The organism is Desulfovulcanus sp. (assembly GCF_982781345.1).
The window spans coordinates 1-24642 of the sequence record NZ_CEYAEZ010000034.1 but is presented as its reverse complement, the minus strand read 5'-3'; the positions used below and the strand labels follow the sequence as shown (position 1 = coordinate 24642).

19 protein-coding genes and 3 tRNA genes are annotated in these 24642 nt (G+C 44.0%); 4 read left to right on the top strand and 18 right to left on the bottom strand.

Annotated elements, in window-relative coordinates; genetic code table 11:
• Position 1 precedes the first annotated feature (1 nt).
• From AC3WVG_RS06925 to AC3WVG_RS06895, 7 genes are all read right to left on the bottom strand, one after another.
• Positions 2-75 (bottom strand) — tRNA-Gly (locus AC3WVG_RS06925).
• 56 nt (positions 76-131) lie between these two features.
• Positions 132-217, bottom strand: a tRNA-Tyr gene (locus tag AC3WVG_RS06920).
• Between the two features lie 8 nt (positions 218-225).
• Positions 226-301 (bottom strand) — tRNA-Thr (locus AC3WVG_RS06915).
• A gap of 96 nt (positions 302-397) precedes the next feature.
• Positions 398-1288, bottom strand: a complete 891-nt coding sequence (locus tag AC3WVG_RS06910; protein ID WP_488797430.1) for a P-loop NTPase — start codon at positions 1286-1288, stop codon at positions 398-400.
• A 136-nt stretch (positions 1289-1424) separates the two neighbouring features.
• Entirely contained in the window at positions 1425-2009 is a 585-nt protein-coding gene (locus AC3WVG_RS06905) for a YqaA family protein (RefSeq protein ID WP_488797429.1), read from the bottom strand.
• A 127-nt stretch (positions 2010-2136) separates the two neighbouring features.
• Entirely contained in the window at positions 2137-2781 is a 645-nt protein-coding gene (locus AC3WVG_RS06900; RefSeq protein ID WP_488797428.1) for a protein-L-isoaspartate(D-aspartate) O-methyltransferase, read from the bottom strand.
• A gap of 209 nt (positions 2782-2990) precedes the next feature.
• Positions 2991-4154 (bottom strand): NAD(P)/FAD-dependent oxidoreductase, encoded by a 1164-nt coding sequence (locus AC3WVG_RS06895; protein WP_488797427.1) that lies wholly within the window; start codon positions 4152-4154, stop codon positions 2991-2993.
• 257 nt (positions 4155-4411) lie between these two features.
• Here AC3WVG_RS06895 and AC3WVG_RS06890 point away from each other — a divergent pair, with 257 nt between their 5' ends.
• Both AC3WVG_RS06890 and AC3WVG_RS06885 read left to right on the top strand, forming a co-directional pair.
• Positions 4412-4846, top strand: coding sequence for a CBS domain-containing protein (locus AC3WVG_RS06890; RefSeq protein ID WP_488797426.1), 435 nt, complete (start codon positions 4412-4414; stop codon positions 4844-4846).
• A 2-nt stretch (positions 4847-4848) separates the two neighbouring features.
• Positions 4849-5526, top strand: a complete 678-nt coding sequence (locus AC3WVG_RS06885; protein ID WP_488797425.1) for a DUF554 domain-containing protein — start codon at positions 4849-4851, stop codon at positions 5524-5526.
• Positions 5527-5758: 232 nt separating this feature from the next.
• Here AC3WVG_RS06885 and AC3WVG_RS06880 read toward each other — a convergent pair whose 3' ends face one another.
• The 9 genes from AC3WVG_RS06880 to AC3WVG_RS06840 form a co-directional block, all read right to left on the bottom strand.
• Positions 5759-6985, bottom strand: coding sequence for an ABC transporter permease (locus AC3WVG_RS06880; RefSeq protein ID WP_488797424.1), 1227 nt, complete (start codon positions 6983-6985; stop codon positions 5759-5761).
• Between the two features lie 158 nt (positions 6986-7143).
• Positions 7144-7524, bottom strand: a complete 381-nt coding sequence (locus AC3WVG_RS06875; protein WP_488797423.1) for a winged helix-turn-helix domain-containing protein — start codon at positions 7522-7524, stop codon at positions 7144-7146.
• A gap of 45 nt (positions 7525-7569) precedes the next feature.
• Positions 7570-8094 (bottom strand): hypothetical protein, encoded by a 525-nt coding sequence (locus AC3WVG_RS06870; RefSeq protein WP_488797422.1) that lies wholly within the window; start codon positions 8092-8094, stop codon positions 7570-7572.
• 164 nt (positions 8095-8258) lie between these two features.
• A complete protein-coding gene (locus tag AC3WVG_RS06865) occupies positions 8259-11243 on the bottom strand; it encodes a DEAD/DEAH box helicase (protein WP_488797421.1) in 2985 nt (994 codons plus the stop codon).
• A 50-nt stretch (positions 11244-11293) separates the two neighbouring features.
• Positions 11294-12670 carry a sigma-54-dependent transcriptional regulator gene (locus AC3WVG_RS06860; RefSeq protein ID WP_488797420.1) on the bottom strand — a complete coding sequence of 459 codons (1377 nt, stop codon included), beginning with the start codon at positions 12668-12670 and terminating at the stop codon, positions 11294-11296.
• The gene (locus AC3WVG_RS06855; protein ID WP_488797419.1) at positions 12670-13509 is read right to left on the bottom strand and encodes a molybdate ABC transporter substrate-binding protein; all 840 of its coding nucleotides are present in this window, start codon (positions 13507-13509) and stop codon (positions 12670-12672) included. The genes AC3WVG_RS06860 and AC3WVG_RS06855 overlap by 1 nt, the downstream gene beginning before the upstream one ends.
• A gap of 401 nt (positions 13510-13910) precedes the next feature.
• Positions 13911-15317 (bottom strand): sensor histidine kinase, encoded by a 1407-nt coding sequence (locus AC3WVG_RS06850; RefSeq protein WP_488797418.1) that lies wholly within the window; start codon positions 15315-15317, stop codon positions 13911-13913.
• Positions 15318-15592: 275 nt separating this feature from the next.
• The gene (locus AC3WVG_RS06845; protein ID WP_488797417.1) at positions 15593-16939 is read right to left on the bottom strand and encodes a glucose-6-phosphate isomerase; all 1347 of its coding nucleotides are present in this window, start codon (positions 16937-16939) and stop codon (positions 15593-15595) included.
• Positions 16940-17070: 131 nt separating this feature from the next.
• Entirely contained in the window at positions 17071-18249 is a 1179-nt protein-coding gene (locus tag AC3WVG_RS06840) for a pyridoxal phosphate-dependent aminotransferase (protein WP_488797416.1), read from the bottom strand.
• Positions 18250-18958: 709 nt separating this feature from the next.
• Here AC3WVG_RS06840 and AC3WVG_RS06835 point away from each other — a divergent pair.
• Together AC3WVG_RS06835 and AC3WVG_RS06830 are read left to right on the top strand one after the other, a co-directional pair.
• Positions 18959-19354, top strand: coding sequence for a 4Fe-4S dicluster domain-containing protein (locus AC3WVG_RS06835; protein ID WP_488797415.1), 396 nt, complete (start codon positions 18959-18961; stop codon positions 19352-19354).
• A gap of 114 nt (positions 19355-19468) precedes the next feature.
• The gene (locus AC3WVG_RS06830) at positions 19469-21214 is read left to right on the top strand and encodes an aldehyde ferredoxin oxidoreductase N-terminal domain-containing protein (RefSeq protein WP_488797414.1); all 1746 of its coding nucleotides are present in this window, start codon (positions 19469-19471) and stop codon (positions 21212-21214) included.
• A gap of 567 nt (positions 21215-21781) precedes the next feature.
• On the opposite strand, the gene AC3WVG_RS06825 is transcribed toward AC3WVG_RS06830, so the two are convergent.
• Complete coding sequence (locus AC3WVG_RS06825) at positions 21782-22930, bottom strand: hypothetical protein (protein ID WP_488797413.1); 1149 nt, start codon at positions 22928-22930, stop codon at positions 21782-21784.
• Between the two features lie 417 nt (positions 22931-23347).
• The gene (locus AC3WVG_RS06820; RefSeq protein WP_488797412.1) at positions 23348-24199 is read right to left on the bottom strand and encodes a hypothetical protein; all 852 of its coding nucleotides are present in this window, start codon (positions 24197-24199) and stop codon (positions 23348-23350) included.
• Positions 24200-24642 lie beyond the last annotated feature (443 nt).

Here is a 24642-nt window from a genome sequence, read left to right as displayed (position 1 = left end):
GAGCGGGAAACGGGACTCGAACCCGCAACCCTCAGCTTGGAAGGCTGATGCTCTAGCCAATTGAGCTATTCCCGCATTTTCACTTAGAGTAGTCAAGCAACAGGTCTTCCTGTCTCCTACTCTTTTTAATCTGGTGGAGGGGGGAGGATTTGAACCTCCGAAGGCTTACGCCGACAGATTTACAGTCTGTTCCCTTTGGCCACTCGGGAACCCCTCCATCAAATCTGGAGCTGGCGATGGGACTCGAACCCGCAACCTGCTGATTACAAGTCAGCTGCTCTACCAATTGAGCTACGCCAGCCACCAAGGAAGTCGGGTTTATATATACTAAATTTTAAAATTGCAAGTCTTTTTTTTGCAGAAAAATAAATTTTTTTCCAACTTGCGCCTTTCGCCCTTATGTATGTGTAGATGATACAGTCTCAAAGCTTTCCCGGACCATACGATTTACCTTCTGGGCCAGATCCAAAAAAGCCTTTTTGGCCGGAGTGTCTTCATCAAGTAAAACCACCGGTTTACCCATATCAGCTGCCAGTACCGTAGCCGGGTCGAGAGGAATCGCGCCCAAAAATTCCAGACCATATTTTTGAGCCAGTTCCTTGCCTCCCCCCTTTTTAAACAGATTGATCTCTTTGGAGCAATGAGGACAGACAAGCCCGCTCATATTCTCTACCACACCCAAAATGTTTGCCTTGGCGTACTGGAGAAAATTAATAGCCTTACGCACATCAGCTAGTGAGACTTCTTGTGGAGTAGTGACCACTATACACATAGCATCAGGGATTGTTTTGAGTACAGTCATGGGTTCATCCCCGGTCCCGGGAGGAGAATCTACAACTAAAAAGTCCAGTTCTCCCCAATCTACATCAGCCACAAATTGACGAATAGCAGAGGTCTTCATTGGCCCACGCCACAAAACTGCCTGATCAGGATCCTGGAGCAATGACTCCATGGACACTACCGAAAGGTTATCAGAAAATTTCTTGGGCTTGATTATCTTGCCTCGATCAACATCCAAAAGGCCTTTAATTCCTAACAAGTGAGGAACACTTGGGCCATGAATATCAACATCAAGAAGCCCCACCTTATAACCCTGGTCAGCTAACGCCGCTGCCAAATTAGTGGCAATAGAACTTTTACCAACCCCGCCTTTTCCGCTCATAACAAATATTTTATATTTAATCTTGGCTAAAGTAGATGAAATGAGTTGATCCTGAAGTGCCATAGATGCACTCTTCTCTTTTTTTCCTGAACTAGGACATGATGCGCAACTTGATTTTTTTGCCATAATCGCACCCCTTTTTAAATTTATATACTCGGTAGCTCGTGACTTATAGCTCGTAGCCAAAAAGGAGGCCCACTATCTTGCATGGATGACAGGCTGTCAACCATGAACTGGCTTTCGGCACGTAGCATAAGTTTAATTAAATAAACTTAATAATTAAAAAACCTAAGATAACTAAAAAAATAGTCAAGGTTAAAATTAGATCAAACCTCTTTTCCAAAAAATATCTGGCCCGCTCACCCTGCCAATAGATTAACCCGGCAATAGCATAAAACCTAACTCCCCGACTCAAAGTAGAAGCCAAGACAAAAATAAGCCAGTTGATTTTAAAGGCCCCTGCAGTGAGCGTACAGAGTTTATAGGGGATTGGTGTCAGGCCTGCAATTGCCACGGCCCAGGCACTATATTGCTCGTACCAAGTTTGGATAAGTGCATATTTACCCATTAAACCATAAAAGTTAATTATTGGGAAACCAATGACCTGCATAAAATAATAGCCTAAAATATAGCCGATGATACCGCCCACTAGCGAGGCTGCCAGACAGATAAAGGCTAACCTGAAACATTTCTCCCGCTTGGCCAGACCTATCGGTATAAGCAAGAGATCAGGAGGGATAGGAAAAAAAATAGCCTCAGTAAACGCTACCCCCATTAAAACCTTTTCTGCACCCTTGGTCGAGGAAAGCTCCCACAATTTATCCAGCCAGGATTGAAAAAATTTCACCTATCCTCCGAATGTGATTTCTTATTTCTTATCACAAGCCAACATATTGAAATGGGTCAAACCTCTGAACTCAAAAGTGGAAGTAAAACTGCAAAAACATCGAACGAGCCACTTTTTGCATCCTTCTCTACCACCCATGTTTCCCAACCAAATCCACGAACATAACCGCCCCTCTATTCTCCTTTTTGAGTTGGCCATTTTCCTTGATCACCCGCACTAATGTCTGGCTCCTTTTGCTCTGACCGACAGGGATAACCATAATGCCCGGATCAGCCAATTGGTCTAAAAGTGGTTCTGGCACTTCCGGGCCACCTGCCGTGACCAATATCCGATCAAAAGGTGCCTTTTCCGGCCAGCCCAAAGTCCCATCATCAAGCTTTGTCCGGATATTGTAGTAACGTAAATCCCTAAACCTCTTGGTGGCTGCCAGGTATAAAGGCCTTACCCTTTCTACAGTATATACTTCCGCCCCGATTTCTGAAAGAATTGCTGCCTGATAGCCGGAGCCAGTTCCAATTTCGAGCACGGTCATGCCAGGTTTTACCTGCAAAAGAGTTGTCATTACAGCCACGATATATGGCTGAGAAATAGTCTGGCCATGACCGATGGGGAGAGCATGGTCTCCATAAGCCTGGGCCTGCAGGGCCTCGTCCACAAACAAGTGCCTGGGTACTGTACGCATGGCCCTAAGCACCTCGGGAGCTTTAATGCCTCGGGCCTCTATTTGCTCTCTAACCATCCGCTCCCGATTGCGTCTCAAATCAACGGCCAATCTTATTCTCCCTTTGTTAGCTAGTTGAGTTAGTTGATGGCTAACTTGTCAAATCTAGTGGGTAAAAAAGATTTCCAAACTTCCATGCTAGGAGCTAAACGCTCTCACACATGATAGTCTGCCCATAGCTTAAACTGGCAGTTAAACGATTGATCCCGGTTCTCGCCACACGGCATGAGCTATGAGCTATTTTTACGCTAAATTCAAGTCTATAAAGAAGAACTCCATTTTTTGGGCCTAAGCCATTTAAAAGAACGCAGACCATGGACGGTCTCGACCAGCCTTGTGGAAAATTTAGCGAAAACAATTTCCAGCAAGCGATAATTATTCAGGCGAAACAACTTAAAGGTGACTTCCTTCCAGAAACGAGCATAACACATTTCCAGGATAATCTCCCGTGCCAAGCGAGTATATTCACCGGCTGCCCTTTCCGGATGTCCAAAAGTGGATTTTATGGCCTGGCAAGCGAGCAAAGCACTTTTATGGGCATAAAAAATACCTTCACCTAGTAAAGGATCGGAAAAACCAGCTGCATCACCAACAAGCAAAATATTTTTATAACCGGGCTTTTTCTCATAGTTCCCATAAGGCAAAACGTGGGCTTTGATATTTTCCATACTTTCCCGGTCAAGGCCAGCCTTGTGGCCAAAGGTTCTAAGTACTTCCTTCAGTTTACGTCCCTCTCTCACTTGTTCAGAACAAACACCCACACACTGAAGTTCCTTTCCCGGAAACGACCAGATATAGCCCTTAGGTACATAACCAAAGTAAACAACAGGGAAATCATAAAACTCTCCCGCTTCTTTTGGCACAAAACACTCCAGTGCCAGAGCTGCACCCTTTGACCATGGTTTTTGTACAATATTTAGCCCGGACAATGCATTTCGAACCCGACTCATGGCTCCATCGGCCCCAACAATAAATCGGGCCTGAAAACTTTGACCACAAGCAGTAATAACCTGTGACCGATTGAAATCTATAGTTAAAATTTTTTTCCCAGTCAGGACTGTGGCTCCGGACTGTTTTAGGTTTTTATACAGAAAGTAATCATAAGCGCTGCGCTTTACAAAGTAAAAAGGGTGTTCCATTCTACCCTGATAAAAAAGCCCTTTTTTATTTCCCAGGCCATATGCCTGGCTTTGATAGTGAATAACTCCATTTGCCTGTAATTGGGTTATATTTTGGTCAATCAAACTAGAAACAAGTTCTTGGGTTTTTAAGGTGATAAGCCCTGCGCATAATTTATCTCGGGGAAAAGTCTCCCGGTCCAGAACCAGAACCCGCATCCCCTCCCTCGCCAAAACTATTCCAGCCGTGGCTCCGGCTGGCCCGGCTCCGACAATAACTACGTCATAATTTTTTTTGCCGTCCATGAGTTCTTTACTTGAGGTTTTTTATTTTTTAAGCCAATAAATATTAACTTAGATTGACCAACATATGAACAAAAATACAAATATAATTCGTTAATATGGCAAATTGACAAATGATTTATTTGCATCTTCATGTCAAAACATTTCTCCTTGACAAATAAAAGACATCAACGATTAACTACTTGATTTCTTTTTATTCTACCATAGCGGAATCACTTGAAACCCAAGTACACTCAAAACTTTTAGATAAGGAGGAAACTATGCTCTTAGTCAGTGACCTGATGACCAAGGATGTTTTTTCCCTAAAGGAATTCGACACCTTAGCTGCAGCCAGATCCCTCATGAAGCTGGCCCGTATCCGGCATATTCCTATTGTCGATGATGAAAACAATTTTATCGGCATCATAACCCACCGCGATATTTTATCGGCCACCATTTCTAAACTGGCTGGCATTGACCGTCAAACCCAGGATGAGTTGGATGCCAGTATCCCCATCTGTGAAATCATGCGTACTGATGTCAAAACAGCTACCCCAGATATGAAACTAAAAGATGCAGCTGCTATTTTACTCAAGCACAAATATGGCTGCTTGCCTATTGTTGATGGAAAAAAACTCGTGGGGATTATTACCGAAGCCGACTTTTTAAGTCTAACCATAAGTCTCATGAATGCTCTGGAAAATCAGGAAGATTAGCTATGCCCCTGGGAACCATTATCAATGTCTTGGCAGTAATTTTGGGTAGCTTTATAGGCCTCTGTCTAAAATCGCATATACCACCGAAAATCCATCAGAGAGTTTTTCAGGGCATTGGGCTGACCACTTTGCTAATTGGTATGCAAATGGCCCTGAAAGTGGAAAACTTATTACTGCTTATTTTCTCTATTCTTATTGGAGCAATCATAGGCGAGGCTATCGATTTAGAAAAACACCTGGACAACCTGGCCAATCGTCTCAAAAAAAAGTTGGGTTCCCAAAGCTCTACATTTACCCAAGGCTTAATCACAGCCTTTCTCATCTTCTGTATTGGCTCCTTGACCATACTGGGCGCCCTGGATGAAGGTATCCGAGGCGACCATACCCTCTTACTTACCAAATCCACCCTAGATGGATTTACTTCAATTGCTCTGTCCGCAACTTATGGCCTAGGGGTCATGTTTTCTGTCATTCCCATGCTCATCTATCAAGGAGGGATCACCCTCCTGGCCGGACAGTTTCAATTTCTTTTTACCCCGGTGCTCATTAATCAACTTACTGCAGTAGGTGGGATACTCATCCTGGGACTCGGCTTAAACCTGCTGGAAATCAAACAGATCAAAATCACCAATATGCTTCCAGCCCTGGTTGTTGTCTTTTTGTTCAAGCCATTATTATAACCGAGGTTATTACGCCTTGCTTACGCTCGGCTGTTATTTTGCGCTCGTTTCACTCCCTGTTATTTGCTCGCTTAGCTCACGTTATTACGCCTTCGGTGATTATCAGGCTGCGCCGTTGGCCAATCAATCAGACCAAATCAACTTTCGGAGCTCATTGAATAAAACATGTCCTTAAATATGGTTAAAATTACAACACGCTTGGCAAACCCCAATGTTGAGTCAACACAATAAATTATTCACTCTTTAACACCTTGAGCACTTCTACCTTTGAGGCCTGCCAGGCCGGATAGGCACCGGAGGCTATGCCCAAAAGCATTGAGCCCAACAAGGTGCCCAGAAGGACTAACGGTTCAAAAACAAATGGAAAGTCACCCAAGGTTGTAACCAAATAAACAAGGATAAGGCTTAAACTTACTCCTAACATACCGCCTATACTAGACAAAGTGGCGGCCTCGAACAAAAACTGATGGACAATGTCTTTTTTCGCCGCACCCATGGCCCTACGAATTCCAATCTCCAGATGACGCATACGCACCAGAAGAGTCATAATCGATAGCACTCCTATTCCACCTACGGCAAAAGAAATAGATGAACTGATAAGACCTAGGGTCTTAACCAGGTTAAGTGCCTGCTTTTGCAGTCTGATCGTATCTTTAGCAGTGAGTACACTAAAGTCATCATTTTCTCCGGGATCTATCCGGTGCCTTAGGCGCATAATAGTTGTGGCGGCATCCTTAATTACATTCTGATCCGTCCCTTTGCTCAAACTAAAGTAAACACCGGAAACCCAATTCTGATTGGCAAACCTGCGCATATAAGTTGTCAGAGGGACAAAGACCTGCTCGTCCTGGTCCGTGCCGGTAATATCAGAACCCTTTTCCTGCATCACACCAATGACACGACAGCCAGCGCGAAAGAAAAAAACTTCCTTGCCCAAGGCCTTTTCTTTACTCCCGAAAAGCCGCAGGGCAATTTTGGCCCCCAGAACGCAAACCTTGGCCCGCTGCTCAAGTTCTCTCGCATCAAAAAATCTACCAATTTCTGGCCAAAAACTGCGCACCTCCGGATAATTGGGCCAGGCTGCAACAATCTGACATGTAACTTTATTTTGTTTAAATTTAATAGGCATGGTCTGTCTGACAAATGGGGTATATCTGAGAACTCCGGGTAAGCCATTAGCCAGAGCCTGGACGTCAGTTAGAGTAAAATTGTGCGCTTCCCTGGAAAATCTGGCCCGACCCGAACGATGAAAACGCAAGGTTCCGCTTACGACCATAAACAGATTTGGCCCTAATTTTTCTGTTTCCAACTCAGCCTTGCGCACTAAGGCCTTGGAAATATGTTGGACTCCGGTAAAGGCTAAGCTGCCTAAAAAAATACCTAAGATAGCCAAAACAGCCCTGAGTTTATAATTACGCAAGGAGGATAAGGCGATTTTAAGACTTAAAGGCAAGGACATCTTGAAACTGAATGGGTGGCTAACAAACTGATAATATTTCAGTTTTTAAATTTCAGATTGGAGATTCCACACGGAAGTGAACTTCAATTTTTGTCCACGCATCGGACAGTATAAAGGCTGCTTCCGGACCAGGGAAAACCTGGCCCGAAACCTTTGCATTAATCTTCATGACCGATTTCTTTTTTTTCAAAAAGTTCAATATCCCAGGGAAATTCACCCTGGGAAGTTTTCAAGGCGAACTCTTCCACTCTTTTTTGCCAGGCAATAAACTTATTGACTAATTCTTCCCCAAGTGGTGAAAGCTTAAAACTCCTTTTGCCTTCTTCGCGAATGAGCAAAGGCGCCCCGAGGGCTTCTTCAGAAGCCTTAATTTTGCCCCACGCTGCCCGATAGGACATACCCATCTCTTTAGCTGCTTTATTCAGAGAACCCAATTCAATTACTTTTTGCAAGAGCAAGACTCGCCCCATGCCAAATAAAACCCCTTTGTCCGATTCAAACCAGGGCTGGATTCTAAGAACCGCTTTGATTTTATCCATGGCAAACTCCTTTTTTGGGATTTCGGATTTCAAGTTTCGAGCTTTTTATTCGTAGTCCAACCATTTCTTTATCTTCCTTACTTCCTCGCTCCATGCCGATGAAAGCCTTAGTCTCAAAAATTGTTCATAAACCGAATCCAAAAACTCCAGACTCTTTTCGACAAGATACATCTTTTCTAAAAACCTGGCATCCGGATCATCTCCTTCTTCCAGTTTCATGTCCACCTTTGGCGTTTTTAACCCTGAAATGGCAAAATTATCTGCATTAAGCTGAAGCTGCCAAGTATTAGTATCCTGCTCCAGCCTGACTATGGCCTGTACGACCTTTTTACCTGTTCTAAGTCCCTGCCGGGCTTCTTTTAATTCAGACATAAATCCTGAGCAAATAGCCTTTTCCACACTCTCACCTTCACCGCCCTGGACAGCAATCTTCTGCCCAAAATACAGGGCAAAACTCTGACCATCCCCGGTCTCAAATAATCCATTGGTTTCTTCACTTTTAAACCAGAGCCAGGTTAAAAATTCCTGGCCCAAAATAGGACTCTTTTCAGCTGCAAGTTGAAGATCCATGTTTCCCTCGTAATTCGTCTGACTTTTACCCCCACGTAAACTCGTGGGGTCTATTGGCATCCGCGCATAAGCTCATAGCTCCGCCAAAGGCGGGCCCCCCGGTGCGGAAGTGTGGTCCTACCGACCTCGCCTCTCTCCTATCACCTTCTCAACCTCAAAAGGCTTTACCAATCTACTGGTACCCGGACTATTTTTTTGGCTTTGTTTCGAAAAAGTAGATATCCATTATCACGGCCAAATAGGTACAAATCCCTGGTAATGGCCACATCCTGTCGACAATAGTCGATAATCTTGTCTATCTTTCCCTCTTTCCACCATCTAAGGGCCAACAGACCGTTGGCGCTTTTACTAACCCCCAGGGTATACTTGGCCAGGTGATCTAAGGAGAGTCTGTATCCGAGTCGCGTATGCACCCTGTTTAGAATATCCAAAGTGGGCAAAGTGTGCAAATCAAAGTCAGAGTGTCCTTTTAGCACGTTGTAGTCAAATCTTAAAATATTAAACCCTACTACCAGGTCCACGCCTGTCAAATAGCCAATAAGGTCAGGTACTTCCTCCTGCATAAAGGTCAGGAAACTGTCTTTTTGCCCGTCATAAACAACCACACAACTAATGCCCATTTTGTGGGCATTGCCCCAGCCGCCCACTTCCTGTGCCGAACGTCTGGTCTCAATATCAAGGACAGCAAACCTTTGGTTTTCCTTGACATAACCGTAAAAAATCGGTTTTTCGGATTGTGACTCACTAAGAACCAACTCCTCTCGCCCAGGAGGTACATAACTTTGCCCGGAATCGACTTTATTTTTTGCAGGCGCCTCTTGCCTGACCTTTACCGGAGAATCATTTTTGATTTCTGGCATGGAAATCTCTATTACTTCTTCTCTATCCTTATCCTCTAGAATCATATCCAGGATTAAGCTCGCTGCTTCTTTATCCAGAGGACGGTTGCCAGAGCCGCATTTGGGCGAGTGCACACATTTTGGACAACCATTTTCACAATCACATGACCCAATGACCTCATCTGCCCGTTCAAGCAACTCCCTGGCCTGTACAAAGGCCTGAGCAGTCAACCCCAGTCCGCCGGGTATGCCGTCATAAATAAAAACAGCCGGTCCCTGTACCTGTGCATGCATCGGGATGGAAATACCGCCCAGATCATTGCGGTCAGTTAAAATCAGCAAAGGCATGATGGCTATCAAAATATGCTCCAGGGCATGTATCCCGCCCATAAAATGCAGAAACTTTTGTTCAATCTTATCCTGAATGTCTTTAGGAATAGCCAGCCACATACCTTCGGTTTCAAAGACCAGAGGCGGAAGGTTAAGGGGTACGACCCCTAAAAATCTTTGCCCGTAAGTCAACCTTTTTTCATAACCAACAATCTTTTCCGTTACTCTTAATTTGCCCTGAAATATCTGAACCCGGCCCACTGTTTTGGCCCGTATCACTTTAAGAATCTCTGTGCTCTTTTCTGTTCTGACCCGCGTAAAATACGGTACTTTCATTGCTTTTAGCTGAACCGACCTTGTGTCCGGATCCAGATTCTGGACCAGGTAGGTCTCGCCCATATGTAGATAAATGGCCCCGGGGTGGGTCTCATGATAGGCCCGATACTCATCAATATGCCCGATGTATTTTCTTTCTTGGCCGGCAAAGAGGTTAAATATTTGCCCACTACCTCGGATATCAACATGACGGTGAGGATATTTGCCGGGTGCATAGAATTCCGATCTGTCAGCAGAAGCAATAAGTTTTCCTGAGGCTAACAGACAGTCTATTTCCTTTTGCGTTTCTTTACTCTGCAACATTTCTTCGTCTGCTTTTACAGGCAAATCTGCTGCTGCACAGACCAGGTGCCTGCCCATTATCACCGGATTATAAGGATTAATCACTGCCTTTTCCGGCTCAAGGCCTAAAAATTCTTTGGGATGGTGGAGAAAATACTGATCCAGGGCATCCTCGTGGCCAATAAAAATGGCTGCTGCTTCCTGTCCACTCCTGCCTACCCGGCCCATGCGCTGCCAAGTAGCCATAATTGAACCAGGGTAACCAACCATCAGACACAAATCCAGATGTCCTATATCAATCCCCAGTTCCAGGGCACTGGTAGAAACCACAGCCAGAAGATCTCCCCTGGATAATCTAGCCTCGATGTTTCGCCGCTCTTCAGGTAAAAAGCCCGCCCGGTAAGCACAGACTTTGTCTTTGAAAGCCTTGCCCTTATCCTGCATCCAGATGGCCAGAAGTTCAGCCATTTTGCGCGACTGGGTATAGACTATGGTTCTAAGCCCCATCTTTAAAGCCAACTCAAGAAGCTTCAGCCCGGTCTGAGCTGCACCAAAAAGTGACCTGGCCATTAAAAAATGTTTTTTTCCACTGGGCGCACCATTCTTCTCGATACAGGCTACATCCAAGTCAGTCAGATTTCTGCTTAGCTCCTGTGGGTTTTTAATTGTGGCTGAACAAAAAACAAATTGCGGGTCCTGGCCATAGTAACGGCAAACGCGCAACAATCGACGAAAAACCCAGGCCATATGCGAGCCCATTACTCCCCGATAAGTATGCACCTCATCAACAACGACAAAAGACAGATTCTGAAAAAAATCGCGCCATAAATGATGGTAGGGCAGAATAGACAGGTGGAGCATGTCCGGATTGGTAATTAAAATTTGCGGAGGCCTTTGTCTGATCTTGGCGCGCTGCCAGGGTTTGGTATCCCCATCATAAATGCAAATTTCAGGGACAAAATCCTGTCCCGCAAAGCTTAAAAGCTCCTGCAGGCTTTTTTTTTGATCTTGCGCCAATGCCTTTAAGGGGAAAAGATATAAGGCCCTGCTATCCGGACGGGTAAAAATAGTTTCCAGTACCGGCAGGTTATAGATAAGGGATTTACCGCTGGCAGTGGGTGTAGCCACGACCACATTTTTCTTGTCCCGAATCAGATCTATGGCCTGGGCCTGATGCGAATAGAGCCCGGGTATTTTCCTGGCTGCAAGTATTTTTTGCACCGGCTCGGACCAGGGCTTACTTGGCTGGCCATACTCTGCTTCCTTTGACTCGAAGATTTCGTGCCAAACTACATCCAGGGCCAAGGAAGGATCGTTTTTTATCTTTGCCAAATATGCGTTTATTGCCTCTGTTAAGTTCATTGAATTTATTGAGTCTGTTGAATTTATTGATTTCAATAAACGCAACAACTCTACGGACTCAAACTAATGTGATATTTTTTTAGTTTGTATTGCAAAAGGCTCTTGGAAATACCCAAGCGCTCGGCTGCCTTGACCTGAACAAAATTGCTCCTGACCAGAGCCCGTTTAATCAGGGCCGCTTCGATCTTTTCCAGTGTTTCAGCCAGGTTTAATTTTGGGGGCAAAAAGTCCACAGCGCTTTTAAACTGGGCTTCCTCATCGCGAATTTCTGCCGGCAGCTCATCTACATCAATATTCTGGCTTGTGGACAAAACAAGACACCTCTCGACCACATTTTCAAGCTGGCGCACATTGCCCGGCCACTCATAAGCGGTTAAATATTCCATGGCCTCAGGAGTAAAAGACTTTATTTCTGTCTTGTTCTCCTCGGCCAACTTCTGCAGAAAGTGAGCCACCAACAAAGGAATATCCTCTCTTCTTTCTCTAAGTGGCGGCAGATGGATATTGACCACGTTTAAGCGATAAAAAAGGTCTTCGCGAAATTCACCTTTAGCCACAGCCTGGCGAAGGTCTTTGTTGGTTGCTGCTACCAGACGAATATCTACCTTTATGGGTTCATTGCCACCAACCCGCTCAAATGATTTCTCCTGGAGAACACGCAAAAGCTTTACCTGTAAATCAGAGGACAACTCGCCTATCTCATCCAGGAACAAGGTTCCTTGGTGGGCCAGTTCAAACCGCCCTTTTTTTCTGGCCACTGCCCCGGTAAAAGAACCTTTCTCATGCCCAAAAAGCTCACTTTCCAGCACGCCGGGATTTAAAGACATACAATTGATCGAGACAAAAGGAGCGTCTTTTCTCTGGGATGAATAGTGTATGGCTCTGGCAATAAGCTCCTTACCAGTTCCTGACTCCCCTGTTATGAGCACTGTGGATCTGGTCTGGGCCACACGTTCGACCATACGCAGGACTTCGCGTATGGCCTTGCTTTTGCCAACAATCTGATGCCGGCCATATCTTTCGGCAAGATTCTCGCGCAACAACCTGTTCTCCTGGGCCGCCTGAGCCAGGTGCATGGCCTTTCGTACGGATAAAAGCAACTCATCATTGGCGAACGGTTTTGTAATATAATCAAATGCCCCGCATTTCATGGCCTCAACAGCCCCATCTATGCTTCCATAGGCTGTCATGATCAAAACAGGGATATGCGGATAATGTTTCCTGACATGCTCTAATACATCCCGGCCGCTAAGCCCCTGCATTTTCATGTCTGTGATAACCACGTCCACTTCAGACTCTTCCAAGTAAACCAGGGCCATTTCAGGATCACTCAGAGCTGTTACCGTGTAACCTTCTTCCTGCAGAATGGCCTCCAAAATAAGTAAATAATTTTTTTCATCATCAATGACTAAAATATCTCCGGTCATTAAAACTCCTCCGGCACGAAACCGAATTTTCTATAAATGTCCTGCGCCTGTCCGGACATTAAAAAACGCACAAATTTTTTTCCATTTTCTTGATGCAGACCTTTTTTTAGCCGGCAGACATAATAGTTGACTTCCTCATGCTGGTCCAAATCTTCAGCTACTTCCACTCCCTCAACAGGCAATCCTTTTTCTTGGGCACTCAAGATCTCCGTATACCAGACAGGTCCAACATCTGCCTGGCCATTTATGATTCGTTCTGGTGTCTCTCGATGATGCACAGTGGTCAGCCTGGTAAGTCCCCTGGATAATTTGTCCTGCATAATCGTCCGGACCAGATTTTCCCCTCCGGCCTTTAAATACATGTTTAAAATATAGTGTCCGATATCCTCTACTTCAGGATCAGGTTGAGATACGCGCACGTCTTCCCGGGCCAGGTCCGAAACCGAAACAATCTTTTTGGGATTGCCTCTGGCAACCATCAAAGAAAGCCTGTTGTGGGCATAAACAAAATAATCGTTATAAATTAAATCCTTTTCTTCAAGCAACTGCATACTCTTTAGAGAAACAGAAGTATACACATCCGGACAAACGTCAATTACCTGCCCGCGGAACATGGCTCCACCCGCCAGGATTTGCTTTAGTTCCAACCCCGGGGGGAGGGTTTCATAAAAAATATTTTCTACTTCCGGGTATTGTCTTTGAAAGGCCTGCATAAGCTCACCAGCAAGCATAAACTGGTTTCCGGCCAAAAATACAATTAAATCCGCCTTGTCAGCCAAATGCAGATTTTGCAAATCTTCCTCTCGCTCTTCCGGGATTACAGGTAATTTTTTATCCATTTTTAACCTCTAAATCGAATGGTTTAGAGCCTCTTGCCAAACCCTATTTTAGCCGCTGATTGAAAGTCTTGGTTTCTGAAATGCATTACAAATGGCTTGGGTAACCCAATCTTGAACTTTGCTTGCGGCAAAACAGAGCATCGGGATGAATGGGCTACACATTTTGCGATGTTGACCATAATTATCGATAATAAAAAGAATATTTGTTTACCCAAAATATCCCATTATGCTCTGTCCGCAAGCAAGTTTTAGATGGGTCCAAGTCTTTGTACCAGCGTGAAAGAAACCAAGACTAGAATAAACCATAGAAATTAAGTTGAAAAAAAGATTCGGCCACAGGCTCTTTAGACATTCTACTTTCGATATTCTCTAACCTGTTGTAATATCTCCTACTTCGGGTCTTATTTAGCCGTAAAACTCACCTTTACTTTTGCCCCGCCCTGTTCATGGTTCTCCAATGTCAGTTTAGCCCCATGACTGGAAATAATATTGTTGACAATGGCCAACCCCAGGCCTGTGCCTGTATCCTTGGTGGTGTAAAACGGCTCCAAGTACTTTTCGATCATACCAGGCTCGAACCCCGGGCCAGAATCCAGAATCTCCACTACCGGTCCCTTTTCGTGGAAAATAATTTTAATCCAGCCTCCACTTGGGACAGCCTGGAGAGCATTACTTAATAGGTTGTAAAAAGCTCGATACAGAAGGTCTTTATCCCCTTTTACCAAAACTTTCTCCGGGCCTGTCTTTTCCACACTCACATTTTTGCGCTTAACCTCAGTGTGTAAAAAGGCCAGGGCCTCATCAATGACCCGTACAATATCCACATCCTCCATTTTAGGCTGTCTAGGCCGGGCATAATCTAAAAAGTCGTTCACAGTCTGGCTTAAGCGTCTGGACTCCTGAAATATGGCTTCAAGCAGTCTGCTATGAGGGCTATCTTCTTTCTGGGCCCTTTTAAATAATAATTCACTACTGCTGCGGATAATACCCAGGGGATTTCTAATCTCATGAGCTATACTGGCCACCATGCGACCCATGCTGGCCAATTTCTCATTCTGATGCAGCTCTTTTTCCAATTTTTCCTTTTCCCTGACCCGCTCAGCAAGCATCCGGTCGGCCCGACGAATGATCATAAATAAAAGGAAGAACAGGATCAATGAGGATACAAATGAAACTATGATGATCAGCCACTGAAAATGAACAATGTTTTCATAATCAGAACTTATATCCTGTGTAAACTCGAGGATACCCATAATCGGCTCATCTCGCAGGCCCAGGGTCCGTTCTGCCCGTAATGGATACACGGTCCTTAAAACAACCGATTCGGGCTTCAACTTAAAGCTAAACATGGCCTTCCAATTGGAGACCCTTTTTTGCAAATTAAAACTATATTCGCCGGAAGTAATAGCCTTGAAGACTGCCCTGTCTGCCAACCCCTTCTGGCCCAATAGCTCTTTGTCCGTAGCGTACGAAACAATACCTTCGTTGTCGTAAATTCGCACATCCAAAACATGGAAGCTATGGATGGTGGAGCGAACAACCTGCTCCAAACGCTCATACTGGGCCTTTTGCTTGAGCTCGATGCGCCCGAAGCCCAAAATAGTGGGCAGAGTAAACCTCTGGTAGATCTGATGGTTTAAGTTTTCAGCCAGGAGCAAGGCAAACTCGTGATTCTTTTTTAACACTATTTCCCGGGCATAATTGGCCATAAAAGCAGACAAAACCAGAGACGACCCCAAAATGAGCAGGAGTGAACTCCAGGATAAAAACTTAACTAGCTGAAAGGGGCGGGCTATTTTTGTTTGCATTTGTTTTATTGATTTATAGGTTAACGAGGATAACGCCCCTGCCATTACCTTTTCGCAGGAAGCGTTGAGCTATATGGCTAGTCTGTGGACTAAAGATTAACGATAACGGAATCAAACTCGACGATTTTTTCTCAAAAAAATTCAGACCCTTTGCAGCTTCGCCTAGAATAACAACTGTATGAAAAACAATACTCAACCTACTCAACTACTTAACTACTCGACTACTTAACTACTTAACTACTCGACTACTTAACTACTCAACCAATTTTAATATTCTAAAACTTCTCTAATTCTTGATTCTGCTTCAAAAAGCTATCCAGCATACTTGCTTCCTTTTCAAAGCCACCGGCTCCGAGCCTTGCTTTGGCCAGTCTTTTGCCTAGTTCCACAGCTGGCTGATTTAAGGGGTTTATATCCATAAGCCATCCGGTCATAAGCGTCATGACTTCCAGAAGCATAATCAGCTTGCCTGCACTAAACTCGGAATCCTTCTCCAGGTCGAGCCCAACAAGGGGCACACCATTCAACCCCATGGCCATTTTGGTCCCCAGGGCTTCGGCCTCCAAAATCTCCCCAAGAGCCTTGTCTTTCAAATACTCCCATCCGGAAGGAAGGGCGTCAAAAACAGGACCGGCTTTTTGACCTGAACAGGTAAGAAAAATACATCCTTTATCTTTGGGGCCATCTAAAAACATCTGGAGCAGAGAATGCTGATCAGTTACTCCAATGGCAGGCAAAGGCATGCTACCCTTATCATCTTTTCCCAGACTCTCTGCCCAAAGTTGGGCAAACCACTGTCCAAAATGGGCCCATAAGGGAAGATAGATAAAAAAGATAAGCTGGTTGTAATTACAATCCATTAAAGTTTTGGCCCATAAAGCCAGTTTCCAGGCCGGATATCGGACCAAATTTTGGGGCGTAACTTCATTCTCAACCAAAGGACCGGCCATAGCTTGCGCACCGGCTACAAGCTCATCAATATCAAGCCCCATAAACAAGGCTGGCACCAGGCCGACGGCCGAGAGCACAGAATATCTCCCTCCTAAATTTTTCGGCACATCCAGATTTATGAAGTTATATCTTGCCACCTCCTCGCGCAAAAATCCTTTGTCAGCATCAGTGATTACCAACATATGCTCTGACCAGCTATCCGATAATTTTTCCTCCAGCCACTTTTTAACCAGAAAATACTGGCTGATGGTCTCAATCGTGCCACCGGACTTACTGATAACCACCACCAAAGTCTTTTCAGGGGGGAGATTCTTTAGCCAACTATCTAAACTACTGGTGCAGATATTATCCCCTATCCACAACCACGGCCCTTTATGCCCAGGCAAATCCTGGCCTGGCGCAAATGCCTTTTGCAGGGCTTTTGCCCCCAGGGCTGACCCGCCAATCCCCAATAAGAGCATATGGTCATATTTCTTTATCCTGTCTTTAAGGTCAGCCAAGTTCTTTTTTAACTCTGGCCAGTGACTTAAAGACAGAAAAGGCAACCTGTCTTCCGCAAGCTCCCTTTTAAGGCGAGAACTTATTTTTGCTGCCCATTTGGACTCCTCATCAGGACTAACCTGTTGCATTCGTCCCTGATAGGCCGTGGTCCACTGAATATAATCTGGCATGGTTAGCTCCTTATTGCTTTACGCAACGCTTTGCGTTGCTGTTATTACGCCCCCTTCGGGGCTGTTATTATGCCTTCGCCTACGCTCAGGTAAACCAGTTAACGAAGAGAGCGTAATAACAGCGCGGTGCGCTAGCGAAGGCGAGCCAGAACCTCTCCTACCCTGTTCAAGGCATCGGTCAAGGTCTCTTCATCGAGGGCATAAGAAATACGTACACACCGATCATCGCCAAATGCAGCCCCGGGTACCAGTGCTACTTCTGCCTCTTCTAAAATGATCTGACAAAGTTCAGTGGAATTTTTCACTTTGTCGTTGTATATTGCATCTACTCTGGGGAATAGGTAAAAAGCCCCATCAGGTTTAGGACAGACAACATCCGGCCAGGACAAAACAATCTTTAAAGCCAGATCCCGGCGGGTTAAAAAGCTCTGGCGCATCTTTTCCACCATCTCATAAGAGCCGGTTAGCCCTGCCAGGGCTCCTTTCTGGGCTATCGAGCATATATTGGATGTGCTCTGGCCCTGAATTTTGGTCATGGCCTTAATGAGATCTTTATGGGCCAAACAAAAACCAACCCGCCATCCGGTCATGGCCATACTCTTGGACAAACCATTGACTACAGCAACCCTGTCCTTGTTCTCAGCCCAGAAACCGGCCAGAGATGCTGGTTTGGCCGGTTCATAAACTAGTTGATCATAAATTTCATCAGAAATGATAAAGATATCCTTGCTCTTGGCCCAGGCCGCCAATTCATTTAATTGCCTTTGGGAATAATGACATCCGGTAGGATTTGAGGGGGTGTTTATTATAATAGCCCGCGTCTTATCCGTGGCTGCCTCCTCAAGCTTATCCACACTGACCAAAAAATTATCTTCAGCTTCGGTCGAAACAAAGACTGGTACCCCCTGGGCAAGCTGGACCATGGCCGGATAGCTAACCCAATACGGAGCCGGGATTAACACCTCATCTCCGGGGTCCAGAAGGCACTGAAACAGATTATAAAGGCAATGTTTGCCCCCATTGGAAAGAATTACCTCTTCACGCTCAGGGCTTACCTGATAAAATCGTCTAAAATACCCACCTACTGCATCTCTAAGCTCTGGAATGCCAGGTACCGGAGTATATCTGACAAATCCCTCGTCCAGGGCCTGTTTAGTTGCCTGGATAATATGATCAGGGGTGACAAAATCAGGTTCACCCACAGCCAGACTAACCACCTTGCGGCCCTGGGCTCGCATTTCCTGAGCCTTGGCATTAATGGCCATCGTGGCCGAGGGCTGAAGGCTCAAAATCCTTTGAGATAGATTCATCCTGTCCTCCGTGCTTGAAGTTTGAAATTTGTTGTTTGCGCCTACTGATATTGGTGTTAACAAGAGAATTGGCAATAAAAAGGAAAGGTTAAACCAACTCCCACACCAAAAAATAAAAAGTTTTAACAGTACTCAGAACCATTCGGGCCTGACCCGATTCTAATGCTAGACCTTTTGTTCTAGCTATATTAAACAAAGATTAGCCCAAGGTAAAATAGTAAATTTTGGCTAAAATCCTTAAAAAGCTGCGTAAGAGCCTGTGGCCAAACCCTATTTCAAGCGCTAATTGAAAGTCCTGGTTTCTGAAATGCCTTACAAACGGCTTGGGTAATCCATCTTGGCGAAGCTTGCGGAAAAACAGAGCATCGGGATGAATGGGCTAAACCTTTTGCGACATTGACCATAACTATCGGTAATAAAAAAATATTTGTTTGCTCAAAAATATCCCATTATGCTCTGTCCGCAAGCAAGATTTAGATGGGTCCAAGTCTTTGTACCAGCATGAAAGAAACCAAGACTGGAATAAACTATGGAAATTCAGTTGATATAAAGGTTCGGCCACAGGCTCGTAAAGCAACTCATATTTTATGTTCGTCTTTTATGTTCGTCGACATTCATTGAGTTTATTGAATTTCGTTGAGATATGATTTGAAAGAGTCATGACTCCACTGCCAATTCAATAACTTTAGACCCGAATCGGGAGGAAATAGTGAAAATTTTGCGTGCCATAAGTATGGAAAAATGCATAGGTTGCTCCAGCTGCACTTTGGCCTGTGCCCGGTTGGTACATAAAACTGTGTCCTGGAAGAAAGCGGGCATCCACATTCAAACTTCAGGTGGCTTAAGCACAGGCTTCGAGGCCATTCATTGTCTGGCCTGCAATCCTGCACCCTGTATCGAACCATGTCCTACAGCGGCTTTGATCCAGCGCCCCGGTGGAGGTATTATTTTTAAATCCAAACTGTGTATTCACTGTGGCAAATGTGCAGAGGCCTGCCCTGTGAAAGCCATCTATTTTGACCCCAAAGAAAATATTCCTATTTTCTGTCTTCATTGTGGAAAGTGCGTTGATTTTTGCCCCCACCAATGCCTTGCTTATGAGTAATAATTTTTAATTTTGGATTATAAAGTTGTCTACACAAAAACAAATTTGTGTCCATGGCCAAACTTACCGAGAAAATAATTCAATCCAAAATATATCCCCAAACGGAGCATAATAATGAACAATAAATTCAAAGTCCTGGTGGTTGACTTGAGTCAAAAAAAAGCCAGCATTGAATATTTTGATCAGAGAAATAATTGGCTTGGCGGTTCAGGACTCGCGGCCGGGCTCTTTGCCCACTTTGCAGACTTAAAAGCCGACCCTTTTGATCCCTCTCAGCCCATAATCCTGGCCATTGGCCCTTTGACCGGATATTTTCCCATGATGAGTAAAACCGTGCTTGGATTTCAATCTCCCTATCACGGTCAATATGCCGAAACCCATGCCGGCGGAAGGTCAGCTCTGGCCATTCGCTTTACTGGCTATGATGCCTTAGTGATTAAAGGCCGAGCAGAGAGATTATCCTGCCTGGCCGTATCTTCAAAAAGCATAGACATCCATGAAACCCCATATTTGCAGGGACAGGATATCTTTAGAACGGGTAAAATTTTGCGCAGAGTTTATCCTGAACATTCAGGCAACCGCTCTATCTTACGCATAGGCCCAGCAGGAGAAAATCTGGCTAGTTTTGCCCTGATAAACGTAGATACCTATCGCCATTTTGGACGCCTGGGCAGCGGAGCCATAATGGGCGCCAAAAACTTGAAAGGAATAGTTCTAGCCGGTGACAGCCATATTGAGTTCGAGGCAACCCAGGGCAAAGAATACAATAAAACTTACGATGAAATTTACAGTATTATTACCAAGACCAAAGCTGTACACAAATATCACGATTTAGGGACGGCCCAGAATCTGATCCCCTTAAACGAACTCAAGGCCCTGCCATGGCGCAACCTGCAGGCCACCAAAGACACAAAAATTGAAAATATCTCCGGCGAAACCTTTGCCGAAAAGCTCCTTTTGCGTCAAACCGCCTGTGCCCACTGCCCTGTTGGATGTATCCATATCGGTCTTTTACGCGAAAAATTTGGGCCTGAACACGAATTTTTATACCGGCAGGTAGCCTATGATTATGAGCCTATTTTTGCTGTTGGCTCCATGCTGGGACTGACCCAGGAAGACTATGTCCTGACCCTGCTTGAAGACGTGGAACGCGTTGGGCTTGATGTCATAAGCACGGGAGTAGCCCTGGCCTGGGCCACAGAGGCCTTGCAAAAAGGAGTTGTCTCTTTGAGCCAGACTCTTGTTCCCCTGGAATTCGGACAACTAGGGCCATATCGCGAGGCGATCACACATCTGGCATTTAAAAAGAATGATTTTTACGCTCATCTTGCACAAGGGACGATGAAGGCCGCGGAAAAATTCGGCGGAGAGGATTTTGCCTGCGTTCTTGGTCAGGAAATGGCCGGGTATGCAACCGGAGAAGCCTATTTTGTCAGCCAGGCTCTAGGTTTCCGCCACTCCCATCTGGATAGCGGAGCATACTCCTTTGACCAGGAAGAAGATAGCAAAAATATCTCAAAGGCCATAAATTTTATGCTTGAACAGGAGAGATACCGCTGTCTCCTCAACTCTATGGTTGGTTGCCTGTTTGGACGCAAGGCCTATCCTGTGGAAAATATCTGTAAGGCACTAAACAGCCTGGGCTATTCTTATTCTAAAGAGCAGCTGGAAGAGACAGCAGGGAACATTCAGGCATCCAGGTGGGCATTAAAAATTAAAACCGGCTTTGATCCGGAACAGGTAAAAATCCCCAAACGTTATCTGGAAGTTGAAAACTGGAAGGGTAAAATTGATCCCCAATTCCTTGAACAGCTCAAAAAGGCCTATGCCCAGGAGATCAAAAAACTAAGTCAGAGTTAAGTCCGTTATCGCCAGATCCTTAAATGATGAAGAGATAGCGTATCCTAATTGCTTTGGTATCATTTGTATTATCTCCAGGATACGCTTCTCCCTTTGCCAATCATAAGATAGGCAAAGAAGGGGGGGCTATTCCTAAAGACCGCGCACTTCAGGAAGCCTATAAACCGTTTAATAACCCGTATAAAGAAATAGGAAGCGATTATCACAGAATAGCCAGAAAATTCCTAAACCGCCTGAGATATGTCTGGCGCAATAACTGGCCCTCTGTTCCTAGTGTTGTCCAATAAACAAAGTATCTGATAATAATACCAAGATTTTTATATTTTACGGACCATTTACAAGTCGCTACGATTTTTCAAAAAATTCGTTTGGTTGGAGACTGCGGCCTCATTTAATGCCTGATTTAATCTATATGCAACCTGCTTAAATAGCAGTGTCTGCTTATAACACCATGATTTTGGGTTGCTTTCAGTACTAAAAAACTAAAAGGAAATCAGATTCATGATTTAAAAAATTTCTTTGCCTTTGCCATTGACTTTTTACATCACAGAGCCTTGTTAGCTGCTTTTATTCCAGCACCAACAGATACCCAGAAACCCTATCTCTCCCTAAAACTTTTTCTGGATTTGGCCTAGATCCGCTAATGTAGTAGTACTGCTCCGACGAATCGAATCCTGAGACCTTTCGATAAACAAGATACTCGTACCCCTCGTTTTCACGAGAGGCTTTCGAATAGACGGCGGCTCCTATATATACAGGGGGCGGGTTAAATGGAACTTCCCTCTGGGGCCAACGCTTAGCTCGTGCGTGCTCTTGCTTTCTCAGAAGAATCGAGATTGCCCTATCCAAACAGTATTTAGCGTTCTCGTTTGTTGCTTCATTTGGTGGAAATTCGATATTGTATTTGATATGCCACTCTGCATCCTTTTCTGATCGAAAGACATCTGGTGTCAAGCGGCGTAGGTTTTCTAACTCTGCGGTATTAAGCCCCCATTCCATAGCGTCGAGACGCAGACGCTCATGGTCTACTTGAACATAATCGATTGGTTCCTTAACATGCTTTTCAATCCATTCTTTGTTACGGGTCCAGTAAGGTGCCTTTAGCCCACCCTTGCCGAACGCCAACAATCCAAAGCCTGTTTTGCCCTGTTCCATATCCTCCCATCTATGTATCGCATACTCGTTCTCAATTTCAACAAAGATGGCTTTACGAATCTCTATGAGAGCCTCTAAATATTTCTCACCCTGTATTAACATCGTGGCATTATTAAGAAAATCCTTCGACTCACCGTCTTCAAGAAAATCAGATAAGAAAATCTCGTGAAGGGTTTTGCCCAAAACCTGGGGAACCACTGACTCTATTACCATTTCAGCCGCATCAGCATAATTTCGAACAGTCACTGGTTCTGCTAGTTGCGCATAATGTTTTGTTATAACACGCTGCTTATTGAGTGCCTTTAGCGTACCAGACTTCGGTACTTTGACTCCAGATTTCCTTAATTCTCCAATTAGCTCGTCAAAGCTCTTCGATTCGAGTCTTTTCTGCTCGTCAACGTCACGTTCCGTTAACAAAGTCAGAAAGATTATTTCGAGAGCATCTTGAAGAAGAAGTAAGCCTGCAGAACACATATGGCGGTCACTCGAGTCGATGAGCCCCTTCGCTTCATCGTAAAGTATCCGGGCAGTTATCAAGGAATGAATAGTGATTGGTTTCACAACCCACCTATTTCGGAGCACATAACGTTCTGCATAACCGGCTCCCGAACGTCAGCAAGGGAACCAAACTATCACACGGTTTGGCACTCCGGTTGATGCGTTTGTTATGTGCTATGTTAAGTTATCCAACTACGTTCCCCATATTTATTTTTTAAATTACTCACAAAATCGGGCTCAACCTGACGATCAAACGCAATAAGACCTTTTACATAATTTTCCATGCTCAACTGAATTTTAAAGCCTCTCCTTATAGCGTGCACTGAGATTCAAGTTTATTGTGATTTTTTTAGATAATCGGTCCTTATTACTATCAACTAACAAGCCTAATACTATCTTCCTGGCCCATGGAGGTATAATCAGTTTTTTTAAACATTGAGTCTCAACCATACTACAGCGATTTGTTGAGTATACAATAAATTATAGCACGCTCCTAGCATATTGCCTTAAAAGATAAGCTCCTTTCTTTGTAAGATCGCCATCAGAATTAACTAGGTCATATTGTTCCATAAGACTAATGATTTCTTTAGGTAAATCATCCTTTATACGACTAAACCTGCGCTGGACTAAAGGCGAAGGTCTTTGTGTAACATACTCTGGCTCCATCATGTGAATAAGGGGACCTCTGATAAATGAACGAAGTTTGGGATCGATAGCTATTTCATTTTCATCTCTCACCCGAGCTCTTTCAGCGATACTCAATCTATGCTTAAAAAAACTTAATTCTTGGCGTGCATCATTTAATGCTTCCTCTTTTTCTCTAAGTGCATCTAAGAATTGTTTCTTTTCTTCATGACGTAATTGCGCCTTACTAACAAGATCTTCAATTAGTTTTTCTTTTTCTTTAATTATTTTTTCCAACTCCTTTTCTTCTTTTTTTACTTCTTTTTTTGCATCGCTTATTTCCAATCTATTTGGAAGTTGGTTAAAACGATCTTGCATTCCTTTATATGCTTCATCTAGATGCCGAAGCTTTTCACCAAAACCGCTTTCAATGCGAACCAATAGATTGGCTATGTCTCTTGTAAATTTATAGGTATTATCATAAAATGTATTGCTAGAATCAGTAGCTTTAAAGTAAAACATTGCGGCAAGTCCGACTGAGAATAGCGCCAATAGCAGAGAGAGAAAAGAAGTGAAATCAAATTGTAAATTAAGAGGAGTTTGAATTACTTTGTAACAAAAGACACCCGTTAATGCTATTATCACAATGCTTTTTACCCACCAAGGAATGCTATTATCCAACCTCACTTTATTGGATTTGTCTATCATTTTCTAACTCCAATTGACAGACTCAACTTATTTTATATCATTATACCTACCAAACTTTTTTCACATTTTTTTCTTTCGCTACCTCAAAATCTACTTTTGGTCAAAAGAAATTCAAAAAACACTTATTTGTCTCACAAAATCTATTACTTTCAGTTACTTGCGAACAGTTTTATCTTTAAACCGTTACTCATACTATCATCTTTTTTAGCTATATTTAAGACAATAAAATTAATAGAGTGCCTCCTTGCAATATAAAATTGATATTTCTAATAAAAAAGTAATAAGGCTATAAGTTAATAAAAAACTATATTATTATACTAAAAAAATTCCCAAACTATCTCCAGCAAAATACTCAGGTATGGTCTTAACAGTTTGTAGGCAAAATTTCGGTTCTTCGACGCCTAATGTGGAAATATTAGTTTTTGATGTTCTTTGAAAGAATG